This is a genomic window from Corynebacterium sp. BD556 (assembly GCF_038452275.1).
In the GTDB taxonomy this organism is placed as follows: domain Bacteria; phylum Actinomycetota; class Actinomycetes; order Mycobacteriales; family Mycobacteriaceae; genus Corynebacterium; species Corynebacterium mayonis.
The window spans coordinates 1,305,016-1,316,966 of the sequence record NZ_CP141643.1; the positions used below are offsets into that span (position 1 = coordinate 1,305,016).

Genomic DNA, 11,951 nt, shown 5'->3' on the forward strand with positions numbered 1-11,951 from the left:
CGAAATTGAGATTGAGACAGACATAGACCGCATTCATCATAGGGCTGTCGGCGCAATCTTTCAGGATCGCGTCTGCCCTGAGCCCTGCAGAATCCACTTTGTGCTGGTCAGCTCCGGCAGCGCCATGGGGCCGCGGGCATGTAGCTTCTGGGTGGAGATGCCAATTTCCGCGCCGAAACCGTACTGCTGCCCGTCGGTGAATGCGGTTGAGGCGTTGAGCATGACGGCGGCGGAGTCGACGGCGGCGGCGAAGCGCTGCAGCGCCCTCGCATCCTGGGAGGCGATCGCCTCGGTGTGGCCCGATGACCACCGCGCGATGTGCCTGATGGCGCCTTCGACACCATCAACCTCAGCCACGGCGATGTCGAGCGAGAGGTACTCCTCGGCCCAATCTGCCTCAGTTGCAGCCACAACATCGGTGGCGCCGAAGGCACCAAGCTTGTCGACGTCGCCATGCACCCTCACCCCCGCATCCTGCAGGGCACGCACGACGCGCAATTTGTCTGCGGGGGCCAGCGCGGCATCAAGAAGTGCTGTCTCCGTCGCGTTGCACACCGAGCAACGCCGCGTTTTGCCGTTAAGAAGCATCTCTATCGCCGAATCCAACTCGGCTTGCGCATCAATGTAGAAGTGGCAATTGCCGGTGCCAGTTTCGATGGTGGGAACGGTCGCGCCGGTGACAACTGCCTCAATCAACCGTGCCCCGCCGCGCGGAATGACCACATCAACTAGGCCTCGCGCGGTGATCAAATCTTGCACCGATTCATGTGTTTCGCACGCTAAAAGCTGCACCACCTCGCGCGGCAGGCCGTGCTTGGCGACAACATCTTGCAGCACCGCCACCAACGCCTCATTGGAGTGGCGGGCGGACTTCGAGCCACGCAACAATGCCACATTGCCGGACTTCAACGCCAAACCGAAAGCGTCCACGGTGACGTTCGGACGCGCCTCGTAGACCATGCCCATCACGCCTAACGGCACGCGCACCTGACGCATCTGGATGCCGTTGTCCATGGTGCGGCCCTGCAACACCTCGCCCACGGGGTCGTGCAGACCGGCAATTTGGCGCAAGCCACCAGCCATGTCCTCAATGCGGCCCCGGTCAAGCGCAAGACGGTCAATCAAAGCCGCCTCCATACCCGCAGCGCGGCCCGCAGCAATATCTGCGGCGTTGGCAGCCAAAATCGTCTCGCTGCGTTCAACGAGGGCGTCGGCAGCGGAGAAAAGCACCGCGTTTTTTGTTGAGGTGGGTAAAGTCGCCAGGATGGGGGCCACCTTCTTCGCGGCGGTGGCCTTGGTGACAACATCGTCGCGCTCCGCGCTGCGCTGTGTGGATAGCTGCTCAGTGTCCATGCCCACAGCATAGACGCAGCACTCAGTAGCCTTGCTCTACATCCACCTGGGTGCGCATCCTCTTTCCTTGCGTGAAGTCCTCCCAGTTTTGCCTGGCCAGGTGGCCCACGCGCAGCTTCATATAGTGCGTGGTGTTGGCGGTGTGCGGAGTGATCACGCAATTAGTGGCGTCCCACAGGCGGTGATCGGAAGGCAAAGGTTCCGGCTCGGTGACATCCAGGCCGGCGCCGGCGATGGTGCCGTCGGCAAGCGCAGCGGCAAGCGCGTCATGGTCAACCAACGGGCCGCGCCCCACATTGATCACCACGGCGTTCTTCTTCATCCGGGCCAAGTTCTCAGCGTTAATCATGTGGTGGGTCTTTTCGGTCAAAGGCGCAATAGCGACGAAGTAGTCGTGCTCCTCCCAGATCCCGTCCATGTCTGCCGAGTCAAAAGCGACAGTACGCCGAGCACCCTCAACCTGCTTACCGGAACGGTTCACGGCGGTGACATCGACGCCGAAAGGGGAAAGGAACTCGATGAGCTTGCGGCCAATGCCGCCGGCGCCCAAAATCGCCAACTTCTTATTGTCAAAAAGAAACTCAGTTGTGCGATTGAGCTCCCTTTGGTTCCACTCACGCGAAACCGCACGGTGCTGGTGCAGCACCGCCAGAAGCAAAGCCAAGGCGGACTCGGCCACGGTGTCGTCGTAAAGCCCGGCTGCATTGGCCCACCGCACATCATGCTTCGCCAAAATCCCCCGCTTTGCAAGCGCCTCCACGCCCGCGTAACAGATCTGCACCACCTTCACGCTCTGGGGCAATTCCTCCGGGAAATCATCCGCTTCGCCGAGAAACAGCACCAATTCAGGATCCTCAGCAAAATCCACATGGGTGTGACCGGCGGCCTCAAGATCTGCCGCCACACGGTCCCAGGACTTGGGAAGAAATGCAAACCTCATGGCCAAAAGTGTAGCCAACCCGCTTACAAGCGAGACGCAAAGTTCGACAGGTAATCCGCGTGAACCACCGCGCGGCGCTGCCCCTCCTCCAACTCCGACGTATGTTTGCCCAACATCTGGCGCAACTCGGACGCATCGTAAGCGACCTCACCGCGCCCCACCGCCTCACCGTTCGGCCCGAGGATCTCCACGATGTCGCCGCGGTGGAAATCCCCCTCGATCTCAGTGATGCCCACTGCGAGCAGGGAAGTCCCCCCGCGGGTCACGGCGCGCACCGCCCCCGCATCAAGGCGCAGCACCCCTTCCGCATCCGCGGCGTAGAGCGCCCAAAACTTCCAGGCGGACAACTGCGAAGCTGGCCTTGTGTGAAACACGGTCCCCACCTGCGCGTTTTCGAGCGCCTCAGCGATTTTTTCCGTGGCAGTCAAAAGCACCGGCACGCCGCCGCGCGCCGCCAAGCGAGCCGCCGAAACCTTCGCGGCCATGCCCCCGGTGCCGAACCGCCCACCGTCGCCCGCCGCGACATTTTCCAAGTCGTTGCCGCTGCGCACCTCACTGAGAAATTGGGCACCAGGTTCGCTGGGCGGCCGGTCGTAGAGGCCGTCGACATCCGACAGCAGCACCAGCGCATCAGCAGACAGCAAGGTGGACACGATCGCGGAAAGCCGATCGTTGTCACCGAAACGCATCTCGGAGGTGGCCACCGTGTCATTCTCGTTGACAATCGGTACCGCCCCCAACTGGCGCAGGCGCTCCAGTGTGCGCTGTGCGTTGCGGGCACGGTCGCGCCGCCCCGCATCCGCCTGCGTGAGCAGCACCTGCCCGACGGTGCGGCCGTAGCGCGCGAAAGACTCCGCCCACGTGTGCGCCAGGTGCATCTGCCCCACCGCCGCGGCCGCCTGCTTTGTGGCCAAGTCTTGAGGGCGCAGCTTCAGCCCCAACGGAGCCACCCCCGCGGCGATCGCGCCGGAGGAGACAACGACAACGTCGCTGCCGGCGCGGATGCGTGCCTCCAGCGCATCGACGATCCGGTCAATCTTTACCCGGCTCACCGACGAGTCCTGATTGACCAGAGACGACGACCCGACCTTGACCACGATCTTGCGCGCGGAGGCAATATGACGACGCAACTCAGACTCAGACCCAGTCAGCTCAGCATTCATGGCGAGAAATTCTATCCCTGCCCCTAGCCCTGCCAGCGCTCGCGGTCGGCGACCTGCCCATCGCCGTAGTCGTATTCGTCGATCAGGCCGCGGCGTGCCTGCGAGGCGCGCTTGCGCTCCGCGGCCGAGACGCGGGTGGTGCCTTCAAGGCGAGCATCGCGGCCGCGGCCAGCCAAAGTCGGATCGCCGCCTATCGACGGTTCCCAGTCGAAACTGATCTCACCGATGGTGACCGTGTCGCCTTCCTTCGCCCCGATCTTTCGCAGTTGATCTTCCACGCCCGCCTTATCCAAGCGGTCCGACAAGTAGCCCACGGCCTCATCGTTTTCAAAATCCGTCTGGCGGACCCAACGCTCCACCTTCGTACCGGTGACAAGCCAACCACCCGGGTAGTGCGGATCGGGCACAACCACAATAGCGTCATCGTAGCGCTTTTTATCCACCGCGGCCGGGCGGATGATCTCCCGGTTAGCACCAGGCACCGCATGGGCACGGGGGCGCGCACGGCGGGCATGCTTCACAATCTCCCACATCGCCCACTTCAGCTCCCCCAGCCCATCGCGGGTAGCCGTAGAGACCTTGTGCACATCCCAGCCGAATTTCTCCCGGATCTCCTCTTCCAAAAAATCCGCCAGCTCCCGAGCTTCCGGCACGTCCATTTTGTTCAGCACAACGATGCGGGGACGCTCGCGCAAATCTCCCATCCCGGCGTCCTCAGATTCGCGGGCAAGTGCTTCCGCGTACTGCCCCAGCTCTTTTTCCATCGCCTCGATATCGGAGACGGGGTCACGCCCCGGCTCCATCGTCGCTACATCCACCACGTGGGCTAAAACCGCGGTGCGCTCAATGTGGCGCAGAAAGTCCAGGCCCAGGCCCTTTCCCTGGCTCGCGCCGGGGATTAGCCCCGGCACATCAGCGATGGTGAAGGTGTCGTGGTCCACATTGACCACGCCTAAGTTCGGCTGCAACGTGGTAAACGGATAGTCGGCGATTTTCGGCTTCGCCGCCGAAAGCACCGCAATCAGCGAGGACTTACCCGCCGAGGGGAAACCCACCAGGCCGACATCGGCCATGGATTTCAGCTCCAGGATGAGGTCATGTGCCTGCCCCGGCTCCCCTTTGAGCGCAAACCCCGGCGCCTTGCGCTTCGCGGTGGCAAGCGCGGCGTTGCCGAGTCCGCCGAAACCTCCCTCGGCCGCCATGAAACGGGTGCCGGGCTCGGTAAGATCCGCCAGGATCTCCCCTGCCTCGGAGCGCACCACGGTCCCCACTGGAACTTTGAGGATCAAATCCTCGCCTCGGGCACCGTGCCGGTTATCGCCGGCACCGTTGCCGCCGCGCTTCGCTTTCAGGTGCGGGCGAAACTGGAAGTCCAACAGGGTGTGGACTTGTTCGGAAACCTCGAAGATGATGTCGCCGCCGTGCCCGCCGTTGCCGCCGTCCGGCCCGCCGAGGGGCTTGAACTTTTCGCGGTGGACCGACACGCTGCCGTGCCCGCCGTCTCCTGCCTGCAGGTGCAATACAGCGCGGTCAACAAACTGGGCCATAACATTTCCCTCCGCCGTGATCGGCACATCTCAAAGCGCTGATTCTACCAGCCGCAGCGTGGCCCTCTTCGCGGGCGCTTTTCACCCCCGGTTGGCCCGCACCCGTTATGGAGCTAAACATTGCCGACAGCGGCACCGTCTTGCGCAGCTTTTTAAGCTGCAACAACTTTTCGCCCAGCGCGGGGGAACAGCACTTTGCCGGCGGTCTGCCTCCGGCGAAGGTGCAGCTTGCCAGTACTGCACCGAAAAAAGGTGGCCTGGGTTTTCCAGGCCACCTTTCATACGAGCTGTGAAGCTAGGCGGTTGCTTCTTTTACAACGCCTGCTGCCTCTGCGGACACACCTTGATCATCGGCGGGGATGATGTTGACGATGCGGCGGTTGCGCTTAATGCCGAACTGGACGGAGCCGGCTGCGAGCGCGAACAGGGTATCGTCACCGCCGCGGCCGACGTTTTCGCCCGGGTGGAACTTGGTGCCGCGCTGGCGGACGAGGATCTCGCCGGCCTTGACCTGCTGGCCACCGAAGCGCTTCACACCGAGGCGCTTGGCTTCAGAGTCACGACCGTTCGAGGAGCTGGATGCACCCTTCTTGGTTGCCATGTCTGTTTCTCCTTGAGTGAAGTCTTACTTGATTCCGGTGATCTTAATGGTGGTCTGGGGCTGACGGTGGCCCTGACGAACCTTGTAGCCGGTCTTGTTTTTGTACTTGAGGATGTCGATCTTTTTGCCCTTGCCGTGCTCGACGATCTCAGCCTCAACACTTACCTTGGCCAGCTTGTCTGCCTCAGCGGTGACATCTGCACCATCGACGAGAAGGACGGGGGTGAGCTCAACCTTGGAGCCAGCTTCACCCTCGATCTTCTCGACCTTGACCAGGTCGCCTTCGGCAACCTTGTACTGCTTGCCGCCGGTCTTGACGATCGCGTACATAGAGGGTTACCCCTTATCTCATCTCGTTCGCCCCCGGCATGCTTCGAAGGCGAGTAGAACAGTGATTTTTAGCGTTTCGGGGGCTTCGACCGCCCGCCGTGCCCGCATGCTTGGGCACGGGGCGCGCACGCCCCAAAACAGCGACTGTCAAAGACTACTACGCATGCACGCTAAACAGCAAATACGCTTTAAGAGGTCCTTCTGCGCGTCGCCCGACGCCGCCCGCGCCCACCGCGCTTCGGCTCGTCTGTCTGCGGGGTTTCTTTCTCCACCACAGGCTTCTTCACAGGTTGCTGGGGCTCGGGTTGCGGGTTGCTGGTCCGGCGTCGCACGGCGCGGCGGCGGCCACGACCGTTCCTCGGCGGCGCGACACCTTCGCGCGCAGCATCAGCCTGCTCCTGCTCGGGCTTTTGCTCAGGCTTTTGCTCGGGCGCTGTGGTGAAATCCTCCGGCGTCGGGGCGTGGTCGGAGCGCGAATTGCCGCGAGTGCGTCGTTTCCGGCGCGGGGAAGCATCGAACTCTGCTTTGGCCTGCTCGAAGGTTTTCTCCGAAGTTACTTCTGCGGGCTTGTCCGCGACGTTGTCTTCGCTCACCCCTCCACGGCCGCGTCCTGCCCCGCGACGGCCGCGGCGGCGTCCGCCTGACGGGCGTTGCCTATCGGAACCCGACTCAGCTCCAGCGCCAGTGCCGGTTTCTTCGCCGATGACGGAGTTAGCCAGCTCTTCAAGCGCTTGCTCATCAAGGGCGATGTCGCGGGAGGACTCCTCCTTGCGGTTGCGCATCACCTCGGCCGCCGGGTGCGATTCGGGTTTGCGGCCCGGGCTTCGGCGCGAAGCTTTGCCGCGTTCTTCGGGCTGTTCGGCTTCCACTGGGTCGTCGCTTAAAATGAGGCCGCGCCCCTCACAGCACTGGCACGGGGTGGAGAAGGTTTCAAGCAGTCCGGTGCCTAAGCGCTTGCGTGTCATCTGCACCAGGCCCAGCGAGGTAACTTCCGACACTTGGTGGCGGGTGCGGTCGCGACCTAGCGCTTCTTTCAGGCGGCGAAGCACCAGTTCCTGGTTTTCGGGCAGAATCATGTCGATAAAGTCGACGATGATCATTCCTCCAATGTCACGCAGGCGCATCTGACGGACGATTTCTTCGGCCGCCTCAAGGTTGTTGCGTGTGACCGTTTCCTCCAGGGAGCCGCCGGAGCCGGTGAATTTACCGGTATTGACGTCAATGACGGTCATGGCTTCTGTTTTCTCGATGATCAGGGTTCCGCCGGAAGGCAACCAGACCGTGCGCGAAAGCGCTTTTTGGATCTGCTCGTCAACACGGTAGGTATGGAAGGCGTCCTGGCCGTCATGCTCGGAGGCGTCGTAGCGCACGAGCCTGTCCTCCAGGTCGGGGGCAACAGAGGATATGTAGGCGTGCACTACGTTCCACGGGCGCTTTCCGTCGACGACTAATGAGGTGAAGTCGTCATTGAAAAGGTCGCGCACGACTTTAACCAACATGTTTGGTTCTTCGTAGAGCGTGACTGGTTTTGCGCCCTTGGAGCGCTTTTCCTTTTCTGCTTGCTCTTGAATGGATTCCCATTGGGTGTGCAGGCGGTTGACGTCAGCCGCGATGGCTTCTTCGGGCACACCTTCGGCTGCGGTGCGGATGATGGTGCCGCCCTTGCCGGGTACCACCTTGGTCAAGATTTCTTTGAGCCGTTTGCGTTCGGGGGCGGGCAGTTTCCGGGAAATGCCCGCGCTGCGCCCGCCTGGGACGTAGACGAGGTAGCGGCCGGCCAGGGAGATCTGTGTTGTCAGGCGTGCGCCTTTGTGCCCGACCGGGTCCTTGCTTACTTGCACGACGACTTGATCGCCGGACTTTAGCGCTTGTTCGATGCGGCGTGAACGTCCACCTAATCCGGCGGCTTTCCAGTCCACTTCACCGGCGTAAAGCACGCCGTTTCGTCCCTGCCCGATGTCAATGAAAGCAGCTTCCATGCTCGGCAGCACGTTTTGCACGCGCCCGAGGTAGATGTTGCCAATCATCGAGGCGTTGTGTTCGGATGTGACGAAATGTTCGACTAGCAGGCCGTCCTCCAGCACACCCACTTGGGTGATGCGGCCGGGCCCGTCGTGGCGGTCGCGTTCGCGCACGACCATGGTGCGTTCGACGGATTCGCGGCGGGCAAGGAACTCAGCTTGAGAGACGATGCGGTTTCGCTTGCGGCCTTCCTCGCGGCGTTCAGTCCGGCGGCGGCGCTGCGCTTCGAGGCGGACCGAACCTTGGATGCCTTTCGGTTCCTCGATTGCTTCGACCTCGTCGGAGGTTTGCTTGTCGACGCCTTCTTGCTCCGCGTCTTTCGGCCCGTCGGCTTTCCGGCTGGCGCGGCGGCGCTGCGGGCGATCTGGGGCTTTAAACACGGGGGTGTGTACGAAAGCGCCTCCGGTTTCGGGCGCGGGGGTGATTTCCGGTTCGGTGGGCTCACCGTCGGCTTCGACGATGGCTGTGACGAAATCTATGTCTTCGTCGGCGGAATCTTCCGATCCGAGCGTTGCATCGACTTTTTCTTCAATTTGGTGGATTTCGTTTTCCACGTCCTTGCGCACCCGTTGGCGAATCTTCTCCTCGCTTTCGCCCGCGCTATCGACGCTGCTGGCGGAAGGTGTCGACAGGGCGTCGAGAAGCTGCTCAACCTCAGCCTTCGTCAACGTCGACTGCGCTACCTTGACCAAGCCAAGCTCGTTGAGGGCAACAACAAGTTCCTTCGATGTCACGCCGATCTGCTTGGCCAGGTGGAACACGCGGGTTTTTTCTCCCAGCGTGCTTCGGTCGAAGGACTGCGCTGCTTGTGAAATTTTGCTGGACTGTCCGCTCTTTGCCACGAACTCTCTCCTGTTGTGTTTCCTGGTGCTATGAGACACCGGGCGCTGGCGAGCCCATGCTCGCCGCCGCCGCGCGGTGCCCCGCACCACCGGGGCGATTTTTTTCCAAAGCTTGTCAACACTGAGCCCGCACGCCACCGGATGTGGCGGCGCGGGCGGTGTTTGTTCCCCCTATTCTGGCACAGGAGCTACAGACACGCCGCGCAGGAGTCCCCTAGAGCAGCTAGCTGATGACGTCGATGACGGCTTCTTGGGCGGCGTGGCTGGCGCTGTCGCCGAAGCTGGAGCTAAGAATTGAAGCCGCGGTGACGGCCTCGATGATGCGGCGGGCGTTGGCCGATTCGCGGTCGGCTTTGCGCAAGAGCACATCGACAAGCGCGACGAACTGGGTGAGCTGGTTGTCGGGTGAGTCACTGCCGATTTGCTCGCGCGCAACGTCGACCGTCGCCAGGATGTAGCCTTTGAGGTCGTTGAGGTAGCCGAGGCACGCGGCCTCCACAATGATCTCCGCTAGCTGCTCCACCGTGGTATCAGGGCCAACGTCCGCCGCGCGTTGACGGATCAACTCGGCGCAACGCACCTGAATACTGTCGAGGCACACCCGGATCAGGTTCTCCCTACTGGTGTAGTAGTAGCCGATTGAACCGACGGGCACGCCGGCTTCGGCAGCTACTTGGCGGTGTGTGACCTTGTTTAATCCCCCGGAGATCATGAGGTCGGTTGCCGCCTCAAGTATCGCTTTCTTCTTGCTTGCTGCGCGAGCTTGCTCGGCACCTCGAACCACTGTGCTCATCTCCGTTCCGGACTAAACGTATTCACCTCAATTTATAACCGTGGGATAAATAATACGAATCTTCGAGCGTTTAGGCGACAAAGCCCACACCAACACGCCATTTCATGGTCTGCGCCAGACGCACCGGTGCATCCTGTTGCTCCACATCGGCGACGCGGTAAAACTCCATGCCGACTTCCTCCGGGCGAATCCGCGCGACCGCGTAGCCATGAGAGTCGAAGTCGAGGTGCTTCACCCACGGGTTGAGCTGACGTATCATCCCCTCCGCCAGGAGACTTACGGGATTATCCTCAGGCACGTAGACCTTCGTAAACGTCGTCACCCACTCATCGACATTAGCCGCGGTGATCGACGCCGTGACAAGCTCACAGCCGATCTCGGTGCCGTTGTGAACCACCGCGTTAGCCCACTCACTGTGAATATCGCCGGTGAGGAAAAGAACGTTAGCATCGTCGGCGGCGAGGACGTCGAAAAGCTTCGCGCGTGCCGACGCATACCCGTCCCACTGATCCGGATTCAACGGCAACCCCGACACCAACCCGGAGAACTTACCTAGCATCTGGTTCGCCAGCGCCGCCTCCGCGCTGTTTTCGGGGAGCCTCCCCAGCACCATGGGCGAAACCATGACTGAATTGCCCATCACGTTCCACTTCGTTGTGCTGGCGCGCACCGTGCCCGCCAGCCACTCCATCTGCTCGTTGCCCAGCATCGTGCGGCCCTCATCGTAAGCGTTGATCCGCTCCGGCTGCTTGTCACGGTAGGTACGCAGGTCCAACATGCTGAGGTTAACGAGGTTGCCAAACTGCAAACTGCGGTAAATGTGACCGCCTTCCGAGGGCCTCGTCGCGCGCACCGGCAACCACTCAAAATAGGCTTGCTGCCCAGCGCGACGGCGGGCAGCGAAGTCGCCCTCGACACCTTCCGTGTGGTTTTCCGCCCCGGCAAGCCACGTGTCATTGGCCACCTCATGGTCATCCCACACCACGATCCACGGCGCGGAGGCGTGCGCCCGCTGCAGGTTCGGATCCTGCTTATAACGGCCGTGCCGGGTGCGGTAGTCCGCGAGGGTGATCGTCTCATGCAGCGGGGCATGAGGACGCGATACCCCGCGCTTGCCCGCAAATCCGGCGGTGGCGTACTCGTAGATATAGTCCCCGAGGAAAACGACAGCATCCAACTCATCGCGCTCTGCCCGTTCAGCCATATCACGGAAGGCCGAAAACCAACCGCACTCCCAGTTGGCGCAGGAGGCCACGGCGAAGGACAACTGCTGCACATCTGCGTCGTAGGCAGGAGCTGTTTTTGTTCTGCCCACCGGCGAGAATTCATCCCCGCGAGCGAAGCGGTAGTAATAGATAGTTCCTGGTGTAAGCCCGTGCGGATCCACATGAATGGTGTGGTCGCTAGCGGCGCTGGCCGTGGCGGTGCCGGACCTGACCACGCGGGCGAAGTCCCGGTCGGTGGCCACCTCCCAGCGCACCAAGACATCCTCTCCGAGGCCAGAGCCAGGAACAGCCTCGGGGCTGGGGGTCACGCGGGTCCACAAAATAACAGAATCTGGGGTGGGGTCGCCGGAGGCAACACCGTGCATGAAGGTGGAATAACCCGGTTGGGCCTGGACACGAGCCTGGGACACCGCGGCGCTGGCGGCGAGGACCCCTGAACCGAGGAGGAAGCGGCGGCGAGACGTGGAGAGAAGTTGTTTGATCATGGTAATGAATCTCGCCCTGAAAGCAGGCTCGCGCAACCGATGCAAACACCTCTTAACGTGCAAGTAACCGCCCGTTAACCCAAAAACCGCCCTGCCGGAGGATCCGGCGGGCGGCTGGGGAGGGATTCCTACTTATTGGGGAACCAAATGGCAATCTCGCGCTCAGCGGACTCCGCGGAGTCGGAGCCGTGGACGACATTTTCACCAACAGTCAGGGCGAAGTCGCCGCGGATGGTGCCCGGGGTGGCCTTTTCCACCGGGTGAGTGCCGCCAGCGAGCTGGCGCCACGCGGCGATAGCCGACTCTCCCTCGATGATGCCCGCCACCAGCGGGGCGGAAGTAATGAAGTCCACCAGTTCACCGAAAAACGGCTTGTCCTTGTGCTCCTCATAGTGCTTCTCAGCGGTTGCGCGGTCCGCGGTACGCAGATCCAGCTCCACCAGTTTGAGCCCCTTGCGTTCAATGCGGGCGATGATGTCGCCGACATGGCCGTTGGCCACACCGTCCGGCTTAATCAAAATGAGTGTGCGTTCAGTCATAACTCCCCAGGATAGCGGAAGGTGCGCCCCCTACGAGACACCGCCGCTGAATAAAAAAACTTAAGTTTGCTTAAGAAAATCATCCGCTAAAGGCTCTGCCCGGGTAGTAT

Annotated in this window: 10 protein-coding genes; all 10 read right to left on the bottom strand. The window is 61.9% G+C overall.

All coding sequences use genetic code 11. The features are described from left to right. Positions 1-60 precede the first annotated feature (60 nt). Complete coding sequence (locus VLL26_RS06105) at positions 61-1,353, bottom strand: glutamate-5-semialdehyde dehydrogenase (protein WP_342318252.1); 1,293 nt, start codon at positions 1,351-1,353, stop codon at positions 61-63. 22 nt (positions 1,354-1,375) lie between these two features. After that, on the bottom strand, positions 1,376-2,293 hold the full coding sequence (locus VLL26_RS06110; RefSeq protein WP_342318253.1) for a D-isomer specific 2-hydroxyacid dehydrogenase family protein: 918 nt from the start codon (positions 2,291-2,293) through the stop codon (positions 1,376-1,378). A gap of 23 nt (positions 2,294-2,316) precedes the next feature. Continuing rightward, on the bottom strand, positions 2,317-3,456 hold the full coding sequence (gene proB, locus VLL26_RS06115) for a glutamate 5-kinase (protein WP_342318254.1): 1,140 nt from the start codon (positions 3,454-3,456) through the stop codon (positions 2,317-2,319). Between the two features lie 23 nt (positions 3,457-3,479). After that, on the bottom strand, positions 3,480-5,003 hold the full coding sequence (gene obgE / locus VLL26_RS06120) for a GTPase ObgE (RefSeq protein ID WP_342318255.1): 1,524 nt from the start codon (positions 5,001-5,003) through the stop codon (positions 3,480-3,482). A gap of 295 nt (positions 5,004-5,298) precedes the next feature. Beyond that, complete coding sequence (gene rpmA, locus VLL26_RS06125; protein ID WP_342318256.1) at positions 5,299-5,604, bottom strand: 50S ribosomal protein L27; 306 nt, start codon at positions 5,602-5,604, stop codon at positions 5,299-5,301. 24 nt (positions 5,605-5,628) lie between these two features. Then, positions 5,629-5,934: a 50S ribosomal protein L21 gene (gene rplU / locus VLL26_RS06130; RefSeq protein WP_342318257.1), complete on the bottom strand. Its 306-nt coding sequence runs from the start codon at positions 5,932-5,934 to the stop codon at positions 5,629-5,631. Between the two features lie 188 nt (positions 5,935-6,122). Next, positions 6,123-8,735, bottom strand: coding sequence for a translation initiation factor IF-2 N-terminal domain-containing protein (locus VLL26_RS06135; protein WP_425292304.1), 2,613 nt, complete (start codon positions 8,733-8,735; stop codon positions 6,123-6,125). Between the two features lie 286 nt (positions 8,736-9,021). Further along, on the bottom strand, positions 9,022-9,591 hold the full coding sequence (locus tag VLL26_RS06140; protein WP_342318259.1) for a TetR/AcrR family transcriptional regulator: 570 nt from the start codon (positions 9,589-9,591) through the stop codon (positions 9,022-9,024). Positions 9,592-9,661: 70 nt separating this feature from the next. After that, positions 9,662-11,302: an alkaline phosphatase D family protein gene (locus VLL26_RS06145; RefSeq protein WP_342318260.1), complete on the bottom strand. Its 1,641-nt coding sequence runs from the start codon at positions 11,300-11,302 to the stop codon at positions 9,662-9,664. Between the two features lie 128 nt (positions 11,303-11,430). Beyond that, positions 11,431-11,841: a nucleoside-diphosphate kinase gene (ndk, locus tag VLL26_RS06150; RefSeq protein ID WP_342318261.1), complete on the bottom strand. Its 411-nt coding sequence runs from the start codon at positions 11,839-11,841 to the stop codon at positions 11,431-11,433. Positions 11,842-11,951 lie beyond the last annotated feature (110 nt).